Genomic DNA, 18,215 nt, shown 5'->3' with positions numbered 1-18,215 from the left:
GATCGGGCGATGGCGAAGCGACCCAATGTGCTGGTGGTGCTGTCCGATCAACAGCGACCCGACTCCTGCGGCGTGTTTGGACAGCGCCTGGACGTGACCCCCAACCTGGACGCCTTGGCGGCCGACGGCGTCGCCTTCGACAACTCATTCACCGTGCAGCCGCTGTGCGGACCGTCCCGGGCGGCGTTGCAGACCGGGCTGATGCCCACCACCACCGGGTGCTGGCGCAACGGCAGGTCGCTCCCCCAAGATGCGACAACGCTGGCGACTGAGCTGGCATCGGCCGACTACTGGACCGGCTATCTGGGCAAGTGGCACCTGGCCTCCGACGGCGGTTACCTGCCCAAGCCGGGCACTGGCGCCACCCGGTTTGGCAACCGCCCGGTGCCCCCCGAACGTCGGGGCGGCTACAAGGACCTGTGGCTCGCAGCCGACTCGCTGGAGGCGACCTCGCTCCCCTACCGGGGCCACCTCTTCGACGGCGACGGCAACCGGGTGGAGCTGACCGGGTTTCGGGTCGACGCCATCACCGACCTGGCCCTCAAGGCCCTCGAGGACCAGGCGGACGACGAGCGGCCGTTCTTCATGTTTGTGTCGTTTCTCGAACCGCATCATCAGAACAACCGGGGCCGCACGATCGGACCCAAGGGGTGGGCCAAGCGGTTTAGGGACTACGACGTGCCCGCCGACCTTCAGGGCACCCTCGGCGACTGGCGCTGGAACTACTCGGAGTACCTGGCCTGCTGCGCGTCGATCGACGCCAACCTGGGTCGCCTCACCGGCGCCCTCAAGGCGCTGGGCGAGCTGGACGACACGATCGTCGTCTACTCCTCCGACCACGGCAGCCACTTTCGCACCCGCAACGCCGAGTACAAGCGCTCGCCCCACGATGCCTCGATCCGGGTGCCGCTGGTGGTGCGTGGACCCGGCTTCCGCAGCGGGCAACGCAGCGATGCGATGGTCAGCAGCCTCGACCTGTTACCCACCCTGGTGTCGGCCGCCGGCGGCGAGCCGGTACCCGGCGACGGGCACCCGTTACAGGAGTTTCTCGACGGGCGGGCCACCCGCACGTCGGCGCTGGTGCAGATCAGCGAGTCGCAGGTGGGGCGGGCGCTGCGCACCGAGCGCTACACGTACGCGGTGACGGGAACCGGCTTGGGACGCCTCGCCCGCTACCGGGACTCGGCCGCCGACGCGTACGAGGAGCACGTGGTGTACGACAACGTCGACGACCCGGCCCAGAGGCACAACCTGGCCGGCACCGCTGCGACCGCCGAGCTGCGACGGTCGCTGGCCACCCAGCTCGAAGATGAGATCGAGCGCCTGGAGGGCACCCGCCCACGCATCCTCGTCGGATCGAGCTAGAGGGAGCAACGCCATGTACCGCCCCAACACGATGCCGGCGCACGGCGAGAAACTCCTACCCGAGGACGTCGCCACGTTGGGGCCCGATGGGGCCGACCTGGCGATGGCCTACCTGGCCCACCGCGAGCACAACGAGACGACGCCGCTGCACGAGCTCAGCGGCCTCGCAGCCGAGCTGGGCGTCGGGGCGGTGTACGTCAAGGACGAGGGATACCGGCTGGGGCTCGGCAGCTTCAAGGCGCTGGGCGGCTCCTACGTGGTCGTCCGCCTGGTGCTGGCTGAGGCCTCGCGTCGGCTGGGCCGAAAGGTCGATGTCGGGGAACTCGAGAGCGAGGCGGTCCGTGCGGTCGCCGCCACGATGACGTTCGCCTGCGCCACCGACGGCAACCACGGACGGTCGGTGGCCCAGGGCGCCGAGCTGGTCGGCGCCGAGGCGGCGATCTTCATGCACACAGGCGTCAGCGACCAACGGGTGGCGGCGATCGCGCGTTTCGGCGCAACGATCATTCGAGTGGACGGTAGCTACGACGACTCGATCGTCGAGGCGGCCCGGGTGGCCGACGCCGAAGGCTGGACCGTACTGTCCGATACCTCGTGGCCCGGCTACGAGGAGATTCCGGCGATGGTGGCCCAGGGCTACACAGTTCTGGCGCGCGAGTCGCTTGACGAGATGGCGGCGCCGCCCACCCACGTGTTCGTCCAGGCCGGGGTCGGCGGCTTTGCTGCTGCCGTCGCCGGGCACCTCGCCGCAGTGCTCGGGGCGGACCGTCCCCGCGTGATCGTCGTCGAGCCCGAGCGGGCGGCCTGCCTGTTCGCATCCAACGAGGAGGGCAGCATCGTCACCGTGCCCGGCGCCGAGCCGACCGTGATGGCGATGCTCGAGTGCTACGAGCCGTCGCCGCTGGCCTGGCGGGTGCTCGATCGGGTGGCCGACGGCTTTCTGACGCTGGACGAGGCGGAGTCACCGGCGGCGATGAAGCGCCTGGCCCGGCCGGCGGAGGGCGACCCGCCGATCGTCGGGGGCGAGAGCGGCGTGGCGGGCCTGGCCGGGCTGCTGCAGGTGGCCGATGACCCGGAGCTGCGAGAAAGCGTGGGGATCGACGCCACATCCAGGGTGCTGGTGATCAACACCGAGGGGGCGACCGACCCCGGGCTGTACACGGCGCTGGTGGGAATCACCCCGGAGCAGGTGCTCGCTTAGGCGTCGTTACCCACTGTCGGCTGTCGGCCGACCACCCAGACCGCCGATGCGGCCAGGAAACAGAGCGCCCCGACGAACGTGCCGGTGTCGGCCCATGACGGGTTAATGACGTTGCCGCTGGTGGTCAGCACCGAACCGACCGCCGAAATGCCAAACGCAACACAACCGGCGGCGTTGATCCAGGTGCTCCACCAGTCTCGGGAGCGCGGTTCGAAATAGTGTTTGTTGCGCAGCAGCACAAAGCACAACAGTCCGCCGCTGATCAGGAAGGCCAGCGAGCCCTCGGCGTTGGGCGCCCAGACGAAGTCCCGCTCGGCCGAGAGTTGCCGGGTGTGAAGCGCAGCACCGGTGCTGACATTGAACAACACGGTGCCAAAGGACTGGGCGGCGGCTGCCAGCCACACGGCCCGGACGCCGCCACGGGGTCCGATGCGGGGCTCGCTCAGCAGCAACTGCATGAAGCCGGCCGCTGTGAAGAACCATGCGCCGATGAAGAAGCTGGTGTTGGCGCCCGTCGTGCCGAGCCACTTACCCAACCCGGGGGCGGAACCCAGGGCGAACAGCGAGGATCCGATGATGAACGTCCACGACTGCATGCGCAGGGTGGGACGGAATACCAGCGGGGCAGTCGCCGACTCACTGAGTGTGGTTGTGGCGACGTCGTCGTGGGAGCCCGAGCTCATGGAGATCTCCGTTGGTAGGGGGGCCAGGTGGGCAGAATGACGAAGGGGGTGCCGACGGCATCGCTGCCGACGACACCCCCATCGCTCAGCTCGTCAACCTCAGTGGGCGAAACCGGCCTTGGTGGCCTGGGGCCGGGCGCCGGCCTTGAGGTGCTCGACCACCTGCTCGATGGCCAGGCCCAGCTTGTAGGCCATGTCGCGGCTAAAGCCCTCACGAACGACGACCCGCAGCACGGCGACGTTCTCGGCGTCGGCGGGCATCGTGTACGCCGGCACCTGGAACCCGAGGGCCCGCAGCTCGTGGGAGATGTCGAACACGGTGAAGCCGAGATCGTCGTCGCAGTTGAACGACAGCACCGGGATGGCGCTGCCGTCGGTGATGACGTTCAACCCGTCGATCGTGGCGATGTGCGCCGAGATCATCATGGCGGTGTCGCGTAGCGCCTCCATGATGCGGGTGTAGCCCGTGCGACCCAGCCGGATGAAGTTGTAGTACTGGGCGACCACCTGGTTGCCGGGACGGGAGAAGTTGAGGGTAAACGTGGGCATGTCGCCGCCCAGGTAGTTGACGTGGAACACCAGGTCCTCGGGCAGGTACTCCTTGGAGCGCCACACGACGAAGCCGATACCCGGGTACGTCAGGCCGTACTTGTGGCCGCTGACGTTGATCGAGACCACCCGCGGGTTGCGGAAGTCCCACTCCAGGTCCGGCTGGAGGAACGGCACGACGAAGCCGCCGCTGGCGCCGTCGACGTGCATGGGCACATCGGGGCCGCCGGACTTGGCCAGGTCGTCGAGCACCGCCGAGATCTCGGCGACCGGCTCGAGCTCGCCGGTGAAGGTCGTCCCCAGGATGGCGAGCACACCGATGGTGTTCTCATCGACGGCGTCGCGGATCTGCTCGGGGGTCACCACGTAGCGGCCCGGCTCCATCGGCAGGTACTTGGGCTCCACGTCGAAGTACTTGCAGAACTTCTCCCACACCACCTGGACGTTGGTGCCCAGGATGAAGTTGGGCTTGGAGGTGTCCTTGCCCTCGGCCTCGCGCTTGGCGCGCCAGCGCCACTTCATCGCCAGTCCAGCCAGCATGACCGCCTCGGAGGAGCCGATCGTCGACACGCCGGTGGCGGACGTGGCATCGGTCTCGGACAGGTCCTCGGCGTGGAACAGGTCCGCCACCATGTTGACGCAGCGGGTCTCGATCTCGGCGGTCGAGGGGTACTCGTCCTTGTCGATCATGTTCTTGTCGAACGTCTCCGACATCAGCCGCTCGGCCTCGTCGTCCATCCACGTCGTCACAAACGTGGCCAGGTTCAGCCGCGAGTTGCCGTCAAGCATCAGCTCGTCGTGGATGAAGCGGTAGGCAACCTCCGGGTCGTTCTCCTCCGCTGGCATCCGCAGGCTGGGGATGGGCTGGACGCTCAACCGTTCGGTGAACGCCGGCTGGACGAGGCTCGGGTCGGCTGCTGGTTCTCGGCTCTTCACTGTTACTTCTCCCTTTGTTGTGAGTACTTGACGATCAAACGGTTGGAGCGGGGCTCCTAGACGACCACCAGCGGATACAGGCGGTCCATCGTGTACACCCGGTTTCGCCAGGCGGACAGGGTCGATGCTGCCAGGCTGACGAGCAGGATGCCGATCAGCACGGCGATGGCGATCCACAGCCGCGAGTCGACCGAGACCGCCACGCTGAGCTGGCGGTACCCGTTGACCGTGTAGGTCATCGGGTCGAAGATGTGCAGGGCCTGGATGGGCCCGGCGGTGGTCTGCACCGGATAGATGCCGCCGGAGGACACCAGCTGCAGCATCAGGAACGCCAGCGTGACGACCCGCCCGACCGCCTCCCCGAAGATGGCGTTGAACGCCTGGATCATGGCGATGAAGGTGGCGGACGCGAGTACGGCGAAGAGCCACATGCCCACCACGTGCGTCGGTCTGAGCCCGATGACGAGGACAACCCCGTACAGGATCGTTGCCTGGATGAAGCCGACCACCAACGCCGGCCAGTACGAGGTGAACACCGCACGGGCCAGGCCGACGCCCGCCTCGACGGGCCGTGCCCGCAGCGGGGTCAGGATCATCCAGACGATGATGCCGCCGACGAACAGCGACAGCGACATGAAGAACGGGGCGAAGCCGGTGCCGAAGGTGTCCGCCTCGTTGAGGGTCTTCTCCTTCAGCAGCACGGGCGAGCTGAGGGCGGTGGCCACCCCGTCGCGCTGGGCCTCGGTCCAGTTGGGCACCTTGCCCAGGACGGTGGTGAAGCCCTTGTCCAGCTTCTCGGCACCGGCCGACAGCTCCTCGATGATCGCCGCAAACTCGGCGGCGCCGTCGACCAACTCCTCGCTTCCACCGGCCAGCTGGTTGACGCCCTCGTCCAAGGTGGCGATGTCCTGGCGGAGCGCATCCGCTTGGGCGCGCACCTCACCGATCGCAGCGATCGCATCGGCATCACCCTGATCGACCAGGCCGGACAGCGAGGCGTTCACCTCGTTCAGACGTCCCGAGGCCGCTTGAAGCTCGGCCGCCACGTCCTGGGCAGCGGGAAGATCAATCGCCTGCAGCTTGGCCACGGCGTCGTTGAGCTGTGCGGTGACCTCGGCGTTGATCCCGGTGATCTGGCCGGGAACCGGGTTGGCGCCCACCTTGGCCTGAAGCTTGGTGGTGACGTCATCGACCTTGGCGACCAGGTCGTTCACCTTGGCGTCGAGCGCAGCGGTATTGGCAGCCGCCGTCTTCAGCGGCTCGGTCAGCTCTTTGGAGCCGGTCGACAGCTTGCCGGCGGCGACCTTGGCATCATCGAGGCCCTTGGCCAAGTCATCGGCGCCGCTGTCGACCTCATCGAGCACCGGTTCGCTGCCCTTGACCGCGGTCAGCACCTCGCCCAACGACTGCTTGGCGATGGCGGCGTTCACCTGGTTGATCACCTGGGCGGCCGCATCCTGCCCGATGATCGTCGACAGGTAGCTGTTGGCGTCGTTGAAGTAGAAGGTCATCTTCGCCTGGCGGGGTTGCTCGCCCGTCGGTGATGCCACCGCTGCGCTGAAGTCCTCGGGGATGACGATGACGAAGTAGTACTTGCCGCTCTCGAGGTCGGCCATGGCCGCCTTCTCGGTCTTCACCTGCGTCAGGTCCAGCTGTCCCGACGAGATCAGCTGCTTGGACACCTGCGCGCCGGCATCGAGCGACTCGCCGGCCAGGGTGATGCCCTTGTCGACGTTGACAATCGCCACCGGAATCTTGTCGACCTCCCCGAACGGGTTCCAGAAGGTCCACAGATAGAGGGCGCCGTAGAGCAGCGGCATCAAGATGACGGTGACGATTGCCAAGCGGGGCAGGGAGAAGTGAAAGTAGCGACGAGCGTCGCTTCCGATGGAGAGACCGGCAATCATGCGTTGGCCTCCTGGCCGCTGGTGCTGTAGGCGGGAACGGCCGACATGTTGTGTAAATCGACCACCTTGATGTTCCAATCGGCCGGGGGACGGTTGGTCCCTCCGACGATGATCGACTGGTGCTCGCCCAGCTCCACCAGGCGACGCAGAACCTGGGACTGGTCGTCATCGCTCGTCACATCGTCGAGGCGCCCGACGACGAGCAGGGGCGGCTTACCGATGTTGGCGAGGGCGATTTTCAGCAGCAGCTGTTGAACCACCGGAAGGTTCTCGACGAAGTCGCCCAGTTGCGGAAGCGGCACGTCGCCGAACGTCTCGGCGCACAGAGCCTCGAGGGCGGCGTCGTCGGCATTGGGCACCCACTTGAAGAAGGGTGAGTTCCAACGGAGGTACTCGGTCACGATGCTTCGCACCGTGACCGCCGGGGCGATCTCGTCGATCTCGTCCAAACAGCAGACCGCCGAGTCCTTAAACGTGGCTCGCGGGTCGTTGGTATGACCCATGATCGTCAGGGTGCCGGCGGACAGGTGCATGCGGCCGCTCAGGGCCAACAGCAGCGCGGTGCGCGGAACGCTGGCCGGGGCCAGCAGCATGGTCACCCCGCCGGCCTCCAGGTCGAGGTCGAGGGGGCCGAAGATGTGGCCCCGCTCCTCGGTCAGCGTGATCTGTATGGCGGTGACCAGCGGAGTGGGCCCCGTGGCCGGGCTCTCGTCCTCGGCCGCTTTTTCGGCGTCCACGATCGGTCCCTTCTCTCGTCCGGATGGCGTCATGCTCGGCGTGCGCTCGACAGGGCTCAGACGGCCATACCGGCGAGCAGCGCCTGGGTTCCGTCGCCGCCCATCGTGTCCAGCTGGCTGGCGAGCATCGCCCGGGGCTCGTTCGCCTCGGACAGCGCCTCGAGGTCGAACGACGTCCAGTTGAACGCGCTGTAGGAGCGGAAGAAGAACTTGCCCCGGTTCAGGTCGGCCATGTTGGTCCACACCGTGTACTCGGTGGGGGGAGCGGAATCGTTGCCCCCGATGCCCTGGAACTTCATGCCCTCGCCACCCTCGGTGGAGGGGTTGGTGGTGGCGCCGCGGGGCCGATCGAAGTTGTCCATGATGCGCGACAGTGTGAGCATCGCCTTGTCCGGATCGCTGACCTTCTCGGCGAAGTTGGCGTAGAAGGTGGCGCGGATGAACCGGCCGACCGAGGTGTTCGACCCGGGCAGCGAGGCGGTGGCGATGCCGGAGTCCGGCTGGTGCACGTCGAGCGAGCCGAACTTGGCCGAGCTCTGGTCGACGTTGGTGAGGTGCGTCCAGTTGCCAAGGTTGGTCAGGTGCCAGGGGAAGGTTGGCCCGTTGGTCATCACGCCCACCGGGTTGTCGTAGACCTCGATCTCGCCGTCGAGCCACTCGATGACGATCGCCGCGCCCGTCTTGTCGTGCACGACCAGGTGGAAGGGAAACACCGCGTTGCCGACCAGGGCGATGCGGGTGAGGTAGACGTGCTCCTTCGCCAGCTGCTCCTTGGCGTCCGCCACGGTGGAGCACTGGCTGAGGATGAAGGTGCCGAGATCCCAAGCCTGGATGGCCTCGACCGTGTTGGCGACCGCCTCGCCCGGCGCGCCGGAGGTGGGGTAGGCCAGCAGGCTGAAGGTGACGCCCTCGGTGTTCATCCCCTCGCAGACCTTGAGGTCGTTCTGGGTGAGCGGCTCCTCCTTGGTGGGCATGCGCGCCGGTGCGGTCACCCCGAGGAAGCCGTACTTGGACGTGTACTTGAAGGGTTCCAAGTCTGGAGCGTCGCTCACGAAGTCCATGCCGACCGGCACGTAGGCCAAAACCCAGGGCTCATCGACGTCGAGCTCCAAGGTGCGCCCAAAGTAGGTCGCGCCCTTGCTATCGGTGTACTGAAGGGAGGTGCACATGAGGGGGGGGGTGGCCCTTCTCGACGACTGAAGCCCGGAGGAAGCGTCCTCCAGCGCATTGTCAGGCTAACACGTTACGAACGTCACAAACGTACTCTGTACGAACCGCGCCAACGGGGGAGTTCACTTCCGGGAACTTTACATGAGCACCTCAGGCGTGAGCTTCGAAAAAGTCCCACATCACTGCCGTGGCGTCGATCTCGGTCGACACCGGGCCGAGCAGGCCCTCGTAGGCAGCCATGCCGACGCTGCCGGGCCAGGTGTGTTCGCCGCCGTCGATTTCGAACAGCTCGACGTCCAGGCCGTCGTCGCACCCAGGCCACACCCGCCGGGTGACGCCGGGCCCGGCCCCATCCCCCGCAGGCTTTTCGACCGGTTTGGCCTCGCACCCGTCCCGTTCGGCCCATGCGGTCGAGGAGTCGAGGGCGCCGGGGCGGTCGAGCATGAACGTCAGCCCGGCGGTGGTCTCGGCGCTCAGGCCAAGGTTGGCCGGGCCCGACCCGATGCCGCCGTCGAACGGAATGAACCGGTCGCCCGTGCCATGGAAGGACACCACCGCCTTGGCGGCATCGGCACCGCAGCCCTGGGGGTTGTACAGCCCCGACACCGTCGCCAGCACCGCAATGCGGTCCGGCAGTTCGCAGGTGACGATCGAGGCGAACACGCCGCCGACGGCAAAGCCGGTGGCCAGCACCCGGTCGGTGTCGATACACGCGGCCGCCTCCACGTCGTCGAGCATGTCGGCGACAAACCGAACGTCGTCGGTCCAGCCGTCGGTGTCGACGTAGTTCCAGGTGAGCAGCGTGCCGGCGCCGTTGACCGGCTCGGGGGTGACGACCACTGCGCCGAACTCGTCCGCTGGGACCTTGCCGTCGGCGTCGGGCTTGGTCAACCCGCTGAACTCGGTCTCCATCTCGGCCGGCGAATAGGCGGGGAAGTCCAGCACCAACGGTGCCGCCGTCTCGTCGCCGCCGCTGGAAGAACCGGCGTCGGGGACAAGGCGGAGGTAGGTGCGCTCCTCTCCCCCGCTGGTGATCGTCACGGTCGACTCGCCGGGTTTAGGCCGTGGCGACTCACAGCCCGCGGATCGAGTGCCCTCGTCCTGGGGATCGGCCGAAGTGCTCGTCGATGAGGCGGTCGATGCGGTTGCCGCAGCCGGATTGGAATCGCCGTTGGCGGCCGAGTCGTCGCCGCCACCACCACATCCCGCTGCGACCAGCATCATGGCCGCCACCGCAGCGAGAGGTCGTCCGCTGCAGAAGAGGCTCATGGATCGCGACCGTACTCCCGGCCGGCACCGGTCCCGCAGGCCGCCCGGCACCATCTCTGGGGAGGGTTGAGGTCACCTGTTGGTCACTATCCAACCCAGAAGGCCCAACGCCACCACGGCCGAGCGCTTAGCGCTGTGCGACTACCTGGACGGGCTCGATGAGGCCGCGTGGAGCGCGCAGTCGTGGTGCGAGGCCTGGACCGCGCACCAGGTCGTCGCCCACCTGTCCACCTCCACCACCACCGGGCTGTGGGACATGATCCGCGGGGCGAGCAGAGCGCGAGGGGACTTCGACCGGATGGAGCGCGAGCAGGCGGTGCACCTGGCCGCCGACGTTGCCGCGTCCGAGCTGATCGCGCAGATCCGGGCGACGGCGTCTTCAATGAAGCGGACGCCGATGAGCAGCCCGTTGGACCCGCTGACCGACATCATCGTGCACGGCCAGGACACTGCCGGGTACCCAACGGCGAACTGGTGCTACAGGCGGGGCGGATCAAAGCCGACCATCCCATGGCCTACGCGGATGTCTTTGTGGCGGCTACCGCCCTGTCGCTCGATGCGACGTTGTGGACCGGCGACCCCGAGCTGCTGATCGACGGCGCCGGCTGGCGATGGCGTGATCTCCGCGTAGGTTCTGCTTAGCGGGTCGGTGAGGGACGCTCCGTGAACACGCCGACCAGGCCGCGCAGCACGAGCGCAGCACCGGGCACCAGCAGCCACAGGCCGAGAACAAACCCGTTGGCGACCAGCAAAAGCCCCAGGCCGAGGGTCAACGGCCACAGCGACGACTCCACCGCGTGGCTGGGTTCGGCAACCGTCTTGGCGTCGACCTCGACGTCGCCAGGGCGGTTGCGCCGAGACACCCACATGCCCAGCGCGCCCAGCCCGGCACACGAAAACAGCATCGTGGTTCCGGCGGGTTCGAAGGACGTGAACACGTAGATCGTGCCGAGCACCACGAAGAAGGCGCTGATGCCGGCAAACGTCCGGAACTCGAATGGCACCACACGGTCGGCGCGAGCCTCGCTCATGTTCCGTCCCCGCTGGTCGCATCGCCGGGCGCCTCGACGTCGTCGACCAGGCCGACCGCCCCGAGGGCGCCGGGGATGACCGACCGGTGCTCGGCCGCCTTGGCCAGCTCGCGATGGCGCTGGTCGAACACGGGCCGCTCGCTGGTGATCGGCGGAAGTGGTCCGTCGAAGTTGTGCGGCGGGGGCGGCGACGTGGTCGCCCACTCCAGCGTGTAGCCCTCCCACGGGTCGTCGCCGGCGACGTCGCCGTGGCGCCAGGACCGCCAGACGTTCCACAGCAAAAAGCTGATCGACGCGAATTGAAAGAGATAGCCCACCGATGAGATGACGTTCAGCGTCGTAAACCCGTCGGTTGCCTCGTAGCTGGCCACCCGCCGGGGCATGCCGGCCAGGCCGAGCATGTGCTGGACCAGGAAGGTCATGTGGAAGCCGATGAAGAACAGCCAGAAGTGCCACTTGCCCAGTGTCTCGCTGAGCATCCGGCCGGTCCACTTGGGAAACCAGTAGTAGATGGCGGCGAACACCCCGAACACCGACCCGCCGATCAGCACGTAGTGGAAGTGGGCGACGACGAAGTAGCTGTCGGTGACGTGGAAGTCGATCGCCGGCGAGGCCAGCATCACGCCGGTGACGCCACCCATCAGAAACGACACCAGAAACCCGACGGAAAACAGCATGGGCGTCTTGAAGCTGATCTGCCCGCCCCACATCGTGCCGATCCAGTTGAACATCTTCACGCCGGTGGGCACGGCGATCAGCAGGCTGACCGCGCTGAAGAACGGCAGCAGCACCGCCCCGGTGGCAAACATGTGGTGCGCCCACACGCCGACCGACAACCCGGCGATCGCCAGCGTGGCGAACACCAACCCGATGTACCCGAACAAGGGTCGTCGGGAGAACACCGGAATCGTCTCGGTGATCACGCCGAAGTACGGCAGGACCACGATGTAGACCTCGGGGTGGCCGAAGAACCAGAACAGGTGCTGCCACAACAGCGGCACTCCTCCTGCGGTTGGGTCGAACACGTGGGCACCGAAGTGGCGCTCGGCGAACAGCATGACCACCGCTGCGGTCAGCACCGGGAAGGCCAACAGCACCGCCACGCTGGTGACCACCATGTTCCAGGTGAAGATCGGCATTTGAAACATGCCCATGTCCGGATGTCGCATGGCGATCACGGTGGCGAGCACGTTGACCGCGGTCAGAATGCCGGAGAAGCCGACCAGCGCCACCCCGGCCAGCCAGACGTCACCGCCAAGTCCCGGCGAGTAGATGCCGCTGCTCAGCGGGGTGTAGCCGAACCAGCCGAACGCCGCTGCGCCGCCGGCGGTAAGAAAGCCCGACATCATCGTCAGGCCGCCGCCGAGAAACAGCCAGTAGCTGAACAGGTTGAGTCGCGGAAAAGCCATGTCGTCGGCGCCGATCTGCAGAGGCACCATGTAGTTGGCCAGACCAAAGGCAAACGGTCCGATGAAAAGGAACAGCATCAGGCTGCCGTGCATGGTGAAGATCTGGTTGTACGCGTCGTTGGACACCAGCGTGAGCTCCGGCTGGGCCAACTGGCCGCGCATGACGCCGGCGAGCAGGCCGGCGATAAGGAAGAACGCAAACGAGGTGACGATGTAGCTGAGGCCGATCACCTTGTGATCGGTCGACGTCAGCCACTTCAGCCACCCCGACGGCTGAGGTTGCGGCCGCTCGCCAGAGCGGGCCACCTGCGAGGGCGGTTCGGGCGGCGGGACGATCGCATCTTCGAGCAGTGTCATGTCAGCCACCCTGTTCGCTGTTGGTCGATCCGCCGTTCGATCCGTCGCTGAGCGCAGGATCGTCCACCTGGTGTTGGGCGATCCAGGCCTCGTAGTCGTCCCGGGACACCACCTTCATGACGAACGACATGCGCCAGTGATCGAGCCCACAGAACTCGGCGCAACGTCCCTTGAACTCGCCCTTCCGGTTGAGGTTGACCTCGATGGAGTTGTCGACCCGCTGGATCAGGTCGCGCTTCTCCAACAGCTCGGGCAGCCAGAACGAGTGGTTGACGTCGCGGGTGGTGAGGTTGAAGCGAACCGTCGAGTCGACCGGCAACACCAGGACCGCTGGATCCTGGCCGGCGGCGGTGGAGCGGGCGCCCTCCTCCGGGTAGCGAAACTCCCACTGCCACTGGTAGCCGATGACGTCGACGACGACGTCGGGGTCGTCGCTCAATGCGTTGACGTCCACCTGGGTCACGACGGAGACGGCGAACAGCCCGATGACCACCAGCACCGGGATGGCGGTGTAGATCACCTCGAGCGGCACGTGGTATTGCTGCTGGGAGGGCAACTCGTCGGACCGGCGACGAAACTTGAGGGACGCGAACAGGATGAGGAACATCGTCAGCCCGCCAATGATGGCGGCGGCGACGATGAACACCCACCACAGCGTGAGGGTCGAATCGCCCTGGGTGCTGACCGGTTCGGGCATGCCGGCGTTGCCACACCCGGCAGCGAGCGCGGCGACACCGAACGCCAGCGCGCCGACCGGGACGACTCGCCGCCATCGCCGAACGGCCGGTCGCGGCGAGCTCACGTCGCCGCTCCGCCGCGCAGCGCTGGGATGCGGCCCTCGTTCGCCGACGCCGAGCCGAACGGGCCGCGTCGAAGTCGGGCACGGGTGGCCGAACGATCGGCGACGAACCATCGCCGGGCGGCCAGGCCGACGGCGGTGATGCCGACCACCTCGCCCAGCACCCACATCAGGCTGGCGCCCATCCGCTGGTCGGCCAGCGCATCGAACCCACCGATCCCGGCGGCGCGCTGGGCCGCCGCCCCGCCCACCAGCGTGCTGGCGCTCAGCAGCGCCATGATGCCGACGCTGTGCAGCGGCAACGACAGGAACACCAGGCCCATGCGGGCCGGGTAGGCGATGCGATGCGGGCTGGGGTCGGCGCCAACCAGCGGCCAGGCGAACATCGTGCCCGCCACCAACAGATGGGCGTTGAACGCCTGGTGGGCGACGTGGGAGTTCATCATCGCCGGGAACACCGGGGTAAAGAACACGGCGACCATCGTCGCCAGGTAGATCGGCAGCGTCACCGCCGGGTGCGACACGATCCGCACCGGCGCCGATCCGGATATGTTGCGCAGGCGGCGCCGGGTCGATGGCTTGGACGTCCGCAGGGCCAGCGTGAGCGGCGCGGCGGCAACGATGCACAGCGGGACGAACATGCCCAGCGCCACGTGCTGAACGGAATGAAAGCTGAAGCGCTGCATCGCCAGGCCTTCGACCGGTCCCTGGGTGACCGCAACGGCAACCGCAACGCCAATACCCGCCCAGATCGCCCTGCCCAACGGCCAGGAGCCACCCCGCCGATGCAGCAACAGCGCCGAGGCGCCATACCACGCGGCGGCAGCAATCACCGCCAGCGCGGGCAGCCAGCCGAAGCCACCGGAGCCGGAGATCGAACCGCACCAGTACCGCATTGCTGCCATTGAACCACAAGCGACGGCAAAATCTGACCGATTCGACACATTTGAATTTGATTTTCATCGACGCCGATTCAGCATCGCACTATGTTGCTTGCCATGGCGGATCTCGCCCCGGACTTCACAACGGCATCGGCTGACATCGGCGTTAAACCGACCATTCGCCGACCCACCCCGGCTGCCGTGGGCATGGCCGTGTGGCTGGGCTCGGAGGTGATGTTCTTCTCCGGCCTCTTCGCCGCCTGGTTCACCCTTCGCTCCGCCAACGACCCGTGGCCGCCGGCCGGAATCGGGCTGGAGGTGTGGCGTACCGCCATCTTCACGGTGTTGCTCGTTGCATCGTCGGGCACGATGATCCTCAGCCACCGCGCCGCCGAGCGTCGCCAGATGAGGGCGGCCATCGGCTGGGGCGGACTCACGCTGGCCCTCGGCATTGCCTTCATGGCCAACCAGACCGTCGAGTACCTGGGCAACGGCTTCACGATGGACAGCGGCGGCGCGTACGGCAGCATCTACTACCTGCTCACCGGCTTCCACGGCCTGCACGTCGTGTTGGGCCTGGGACTGCTGGTGTTCTACCTGACGGCGCTCCGCACCGAAACCGACACGCCCGGCTTTCGCCTGGCCACCGACTGGTACTGGCACTTCGTCGACGTGGTGTGGGTGGCCGTCTTTCTCACCGTCTACGTGATCGGCTGACGACGGTGCCACGGCGTGTCTGGGCCCAGCTCGCGCTCGGGGCAACGATGGTGGCGGCGGTGTTCGCGCTGACCGGCGGGGTCGGTGCCGTCGCACCGCCGAATGCCCCACTCCCTGCCTCAGCCCTTCCGACGGCAGGGACTGCCGACGATGCGCTGGTGAAGGCCGGCCGCGACCTGTTCGTCACCGGCTGCGCCACCTGCCACGGGGTTGACGCCAAGGGGCGCACGCTCGAGGGCGGGGTGAAGGCGCCAAGCCTGTACGGGGTCGGTGAGGCGTCGGCCGACTTCCAGATCCGCACGGGCCGCATGCCCCTCGCCAGCCCGAACGCCCAGGCGGTTCGCAAGCCCACCGCCTATCCCGACGACGAGATCGAGGCGCTGGTCGCCTACGTCGGCACGCTCGTCGGTCCCGGCGGCCCCGGGCCGGCGATCCCCGAGGTCGACGTCAGCAACCCGGACCTGGCCCTGGGCGGCGAGTTGTTCCGGGCCAACTGTGCGGCCTGCCACAACGCCGCTGGTTCGGGCGGTGCGCTCAGCCAGGGCCGGGCCGCTCCGACGCTGTGGGACGCATCGGCGACCGAACTGGTCGAGGCGATGCGCACCGGCCCCGGGCAGATGCCCGTGTTCGGCCCCGACACCCTCTCCCGCTCGGAGGCCGACAACATCGCCGCCTATGCCCTCACGCTGAACGACCGCGAGGGCCGGGGCGGCTTCGATCTGGGAGCGGTCGGGCCGGTGCCCGAGGGGTTCGTCGCCTGGGTGGCGCTGACCACCGTGCTGTTCGGCGCCATGCGCTGGATTACCCGTAAACCAAGGCACGCCAAGTCCGGCGATGATCGGGGCGAGCAGTGAGCGATCACCCGGACCACAGCTCCACGGGCAGCACCGCCAACGGCGACATGCCCACCGACGGCGACGCGGCGGTCGATGGCGACGAGGCGGTCGATCCGACGCTCGTTCCCCGGGCCGAGGACGCCCACCTGATCATCGGAGGCCGGGTCACGGTGCCGGTCATGGCCTTCTCGATGGCGATCGTCGCCTCGATTGCGCTGGCCTGGGTGTACGCCATCGGGGGGCAACCGCAGGCGGAGGGGATCTTTTTGGCGCTGGCGCTGGCCGGCATCGGCATCGGCCTGGTGTCGTGGGCGCACCGCTTTCTGCCCGCCGAGGAGGTCGAGGAGTACCGCGAGCCGCTCGCCTCACCGCCCGAGGAGCTCGAAGCCCTGGAGGACGACCTGGAGCTCGCCGAGGAGGACGTGGGCCGACGCAAGATCCTGGTGCGCATGCTCGGCGGGGTGGCCGCTGCGTTCGGCGTCGCCGTGCTGTTTCCCTTGCGGTCGCTGGGCCCGCGTCCGGGTCAGGGGCTGACCACCACTCCGATGGCCAAGGGCGTGCGGCTGGTCACTCCCGAGGGCCAGCCGGTGAAGCCCGGCGACATCGCCACGTCCGGTGTGCTGACCGTCATGCCCGAGGGCCACCTCGACGATGCCAACTCGCCCACCCTGTTGATCCGCCTGACCGCCGAACAGCTCGGCCCCCAGACCAGTCGGGAGGGCTACGGGCTGGGCACCCTGGTGGCGTTCTCCAAGATCTGCACCCACGCTGGTTGCCCGGTCGGCCTGTACGAGTCCAACCAGGGCTTGTTGTTCTGCCCATGCCACCAGAGCACGTTCGATGTCACCAAGGGCTGCAAAGTGATCTTCGGCCCGGCCCCCCGGGACCTGCCCCAGCTGCCGATCGGCATGGACGACGAGGGATATCTCGTGGCCGAGGGCGACTTTGAACGGCCGGTCGGGCCCGGCTTCTGGACCCAGGACCGCGACTCGTGAGCGCCCCAAAGCCCGTGCTCACCGTGCGGCTGCTCACCTGGTTCGACGAGCGGCTCGGCGGGGCGAAGTACACCAAAAAGCTGCTTGACAAGGTGTTCCCCGACCACTGGTCGTTCCTGTTCGGCGAGGTGGCGCTGTACAGCTTCGTCGTGCTGTTGCTCACCGGCACGTGGCTGTCGTTCTTCTACGAGCCGTCGTTTCAGAGCGTCGTGTACAACGGCAGCTTCGAGAAGCTGCAGGGCGTCGAGATGTCGGCGGCGTACAGGTCGGCGATCTCGCTCAGCTTCGACGTGCGTGCCGGCCTGGTGATGCGCCAGATCCATCACTGGGCGGCGCTGATCTTCGTGGCGGCGATCGTCGTACACATGGCCCGTATCTTCTTCACCGGCGCATTTCGCAAGCCCCGGGAGATCAACTGGGTGGTCGGCGTCACCATGCTGCTGCTGGGCATGGTCAACGGTTTCGCCGGCTATTCGCTGCTCGACGACCAGCTGTCGGCGGTCGGGCTGCGCATCGCCAACTCGATGATCCTCTCCATCCCGGTCGGCGGCACCTGGCTGTCGTCGCTGGCGTTCGGGGGCCCCTACCCGGGACCCGACACCCTCCAGCGCCTGTTCGTCGCCCACGTGCTGTTGATACCGGCCCTGCTCGCCGGCCTGATCGGCGTGCACCTGGCGTTACTGATCCGGTCCAAGCACACCCACTTCCCGGGCAAGCGGGAGCGCGAGGACAACGTGGTCGGCCAGCGCCTCTGGCCCACCTACGCCGCCAAGGCGGTCGGGCTGTTCTTCCTCACCGCCGCCCTCCTCGCACTGCTGGGCGGCGTCGCACAGATCAACGCCATCTGGAACTACGGGCCCTTCCGGGTGGCCAACGTGTCGTCGGCCTCCCAGCCCGACTGGTACATGGGCTGGCCGGACGGGGCGCTCAGGCTGTTCCCCAACTGGGAGATCCGCCTCGGCGGCTTCACCGTGGCCAACGTGTTCTTCCCTGGCGTGCTGCTGATCGGGGCGGTGTTCACGCTGATCTACCTGTGGCCGTGGATCGAGGCCCGCAAGTTCGGCGACGGCGAGGCGCACCACGTGCTCGAGCGGCCCCGCGACAATCCCCGCCGCACCGGGATCGGCGTGGGCGGGCTGACCTTCCTCGGCGTCCTGCTGGTCGCCGGAAGCTCCGACGTGATCTCGATCACCTTTGGCCTGTCGGTCAACGCCGTGATCTGGAGCCTGCGGATCCTGCTGTTTGTGCTGCCGCCGATCACTGGGCGCATCACGGTCCAGCTGTGCCGGGAACTGCAGGCCCGGGATCGTGCGACGGCGGTGGTCGAGACCGGGGCAGCCGGGGATCGCCCCCAGGTGGACTCGACCGGCTGA

17 protein-coding genes are annotated in these 18,215 nt (G+C 67.5%); 7 read left to right on the top strand and 10 right to left on the bottom strand.

What is annotated here, in order from left to right; translation table 11 throughout:
• Positions 1-9 precede the first annotated feature (9 nt).
• Positions 10-1,365 (top strand): sulfatase-like hydrolase/transferase, encoded by a 1,356-nt coding sequence (locus tag IPN02_14900; protein ID MBK9298089.1) that lies wholly within the window; start codon positions 10-12, stop codon positions 1,363-1,365.
• 13 nt (positions 1,366-1,378) lie between these two features.
• Entirely contained in the window at positions 1,379-2,566 is a 1,188-nt protein-coding gene (locus tag IPN02_14895; GenBank protein ID MBK9298088.1) for a diaminopropionate ammonia-lyase, read from the top strand.
• Here the strand turns inward: IPN02_14895 and IPN02_14890 are convergent.
• The 6 genes from IPN02_14890 to IPN02_14865 form a co-directional block, all read right to left on the bottom strand.
• Positions 2,563-3,186 carry a hypothetical protein gene (locus IPN02_14890; protein ID MBK9298087.1) on the bottom strand — a complete coding sequence of 208 codons (624 nt, stop codon included), beginning with the start codon at positions 3,184-3,186 and terminating at the stop codon, positions 2,563-2,565. The two genes, IPN02_14895 and IPN02_14890, sit on opposite strands and share 4 nt — an antisense overlap.
• A gap of 162 nt (positions 3,187-3,348) precedes the next feature.
• Positions 3,349-4,734 (bottom strand): glutamate decarboxylase, encoded by a 1,386-nt coding sequence (locus IPN02_14885; GenBank protein MBK9298086.1) that lies wholly within the window; start codon positions 4,732-4,734, stop codon positions 3,349-3,351.
• A 56-nt stretch (positions 4,735-4,790) separates the two neighbouring features.
• Positions 4,791-6,641 carry a YhgE/Pip domain-containing protein gene (locus tag IPN02_14880; GenBank protein ID MBK9298085.1) on the bottom strand — a complete coding sequence of 617 codons (1,851 nt, stop codon included), beginning with the start codon at positions 6,639-6,641 and terminating at the stop codon, positions 4,791-4,793.
• Positions 6,638-7,378: a hypothetical protein gene (locus tag IPN02_14875; protein ID MBK9298084.1), complete on the bottom strand. Its 741-nt coding sequence runs from the start codon at positions 7,376-7,378 to the stop codon at positions 6,638-6,640. Before IPN02_14875 ends, IPN02_14880 begins: the two co-directional genes overlap by 4 nt.
• 56 nt (positions 7,379-7,434) lie before the next feature.
• The gene (locus IPN02_14870; protein MBK9298083.1) at positions 7,435-8,547 is read right to left on the bottom strand and encodes a linear amide C-N hydrolase; all 1,113 of its coding nucleotides are present in this window, start codon (positions 8,545-8,547) and stop codon (positions 7,435-7,437) included.
• A gap of 151 nt (positions 8,548-8,698) precedes the next feature.
• Positions 8,699-9,817 carry a hypothetical protein gene (locus IPN02_14865; GenBank protein ID MBK9298082.1) on the bottom strand — a complete coding sequence of 373 codons (1,119 nt, stop codon included), beginning with the start codon at positions 9,815-9,817 and terminating at the stop codon, positions 8,699-8,701.
• Positions 9,818-9,896: 79 nt separating this feature from the next.
• Here IPN02_14865 and IPN02_14860 point away from each other — a divergent pair, with 79 nt between their 5' ends.
• A complete protein-coding gene (locus IPN02_14860) occupies positions 9,897-10,409 on the top strand; it encodes a maleylpyruvate isomerase N-terminal domain-containing protein (protein ID MBK9298081.1) in 513 nt (170 codons plus the stop codon).
• 46 nt (positions 10,410-10,455) lie between these two features.
• Here IPN02_14860 and IPN02_14855 read toward each other — a convergent pair whose 3' ends face one another.
• From IPN02_14855 to IPN02_14840, 4 genes are read right to left on the bottom strand one after another with little or no spacing between them, the layout of a single operon-like run.
• On the bottom strand, positions 10,456-10,848 hold the full coding sequence (locus IPN02_14855) for a cytochrome c oxidase subunit 4 (protein ID MBK9298080.1): 393 nt from the start codon (positions 10,846-10,848) through the stop codon (positions 10,456-10,458).
• Positions 10,845-12,614: a cytochrome c oxidase subunit I gene (gene ctaD, locus IPN02_14850; protein MBK9298079.1), complete on the bottom strand. Its 1,770-nt coding sequence runs from the start codon at positions 12,612-12,614 to the stop codon at positions 10,845-10,847. The genes IPN02_14855 and ctaD overlap by 4 nt, the downstream gene beginning before the upstream one ends.
• A gap of 1 nt (position 12,615) precedes the next feature.
• Entirely contained in the window at positions 12,616-13,416 is an 801-nt protein-coding gene (gene coxB / locus IPN02_14845; GenBank protein MBK9298078.1) for a cytochrome c oxidase subunit II, read from the bottom strand.
• Positions 13,413-14,318, bottom strand: a complete 906-nt coding sequence (locus tag IPN02_14840; protein MBK9298077.1) for a cytochrome c oxidase assembly protein — start codon at positions 14,316-14,318, stop codon at positions 13,413-13,415. The genes coxB and IPN02_14840 overlap by 4 nt, the downstream gene beginning before the upstream one ends.
• A gap of 93 nt (positions 14,319-14,411) precedes the next feature.
• On the opposite strand from IPN02_14840, the gene IPN02_14835 reads away from it, so the two are divergent.
• From IPN02_14835 to IPN02_14820, 4 genes are read left to right on the top strand one after another with little or no spacing between them, the layout of a single operon-like run.
• The gene (locus IPN02_14835; GenBank protein ID MBK9298076.1) at positions 14,412-15,011 is read left to right on the top strand and encodes a heme-copper oxidase subunit III; all 600 of its coding nucleotides are present in this window, start codon (positions 14,412-14,414) and stop codon (positions 15,009-15,011) included.
• A 5-nt stretch (positions 15,012-15,016) separates the two neighbouring features.
• Positions 15,017-15,865 carry a c-type cytochrome gene (locus tag IPN02_14830; GenBank protein MBK9298075.1) on the top strand — a complete coding sequence of 283 codons (849 nt, stop codon included), beginning with the start codon at positions 15,017-15,019 and terminating at the stop codon, positions 15,863-15,865.
• Positions 15,862-16,842: a ubiquinol-cytochrome c reductase iron-sulfur subunit gene (locus IPN02_14825; protein MBK9298074.1), complete on the top strand. Its 981-nt coding sequence runs from the start codon at positions 15,862-15,864 to the stop codon at positions 16,840-16,842. The genes IPN02_14830 and IPN02_14825 overlap by 4 nt, the downstream gene beginning before the upstream one ends.
• Complete coding sequence (locus tag IPN02_14820; protein MBK9298073.1) at positions 16,839-18,215, top strand: cytochrome bc complex cytochrome b subunit; 1,377 nt, start codon at positions 16,839-16,841, stop codon at positions 18,213-18,215. The genes IPN02_14825 and IPN02_14820 overlap by 4 nt, the downstream gene beginning before the upstream one ends.

Origin of the sequence: Candidatus Microthrix subdominans (genome assembly GCA_016719385.1) — a bacterium.
GTDB lineage: Bacteria > Actinomycetota > Acidimicrobiia > Acidimicrobiales > Microtrichaceae > Microthrix > Microthrix subdominans.
Note: the sequence above shows the minus strand (reverse complement) of the source record. Positions and strands in the feature narration are given on the sequence as shown.

What these genes read in the sequence shown, in the direction of transcription:
- IPN02_14900 (MBK9298089.1), top strand. Translation starts at nt 10, where the DNA reads ATGGCGAAGCGACCCAATGTGCTGGTGGTGCTGTCCGATCAACAGCGA.
- IPN02_14895 (MBK9298088.1), top strand. Translation starts at nt 1,379, where the DNA reads ATGTACCGCCCCAACACGATGCCGGCGCACGGCGAGAAACTCCTACCC.
- IPN02_14880 (MBK9298085.1), bottom strand. Translation starts at nt 6,641, where the DNA reads ATGATTGCCGGTCTCTCCATCGGAAGCGACGCTCGTCGCTACTTTCAC.
- IPN02_14870 (MBK9298083.1), bottom strand. Translation starts at nt 8,547, where the DNA reads ATGTGCACCTCCCTTCAGTACACCGATAGCAAGGGCGCGACCTACTTT.
- IPN02_14865 (MBK9298082.1), bottom strand. Translation starts at nt 9,817, where the DNA reads ATGAGCCTCTTCTGCAGCGGACGACCTCTCGCTGCGGTGGCGGCCATG.
- IPN02_14855 (MBK9298080.1), bottom strand. Translation starts at nt 10,848, where the DNA reads ATGAGCGAGGCTCGCGCCGACCGTGTGGTGCCATTCGAGTTCCGGACG.
- ctaD (MBK9298079.1), bottom strand. Translation starts at nt 12,614, where the DNA reads ATGACACTGCTCGAAGATGCGATCGTCCCGCCGCCCGAACCGCCCTCG.
- IPN02_14840 (MBK9298077.1), bottom strand. Translation starts at nt 14,318, where the DNA reads ATGGCAGCAATGCGGTACTGGTGCGGTTCGATCTCCGGCTCCGGTGGC.
- IPN02_14835 (MBK9298076.1), top strand. Translation starts at nt 14,412, where the DNA reads ATGGCGGATCTCGCCCCGGACTTCACAACGGCATCGGCTGACATCGGC.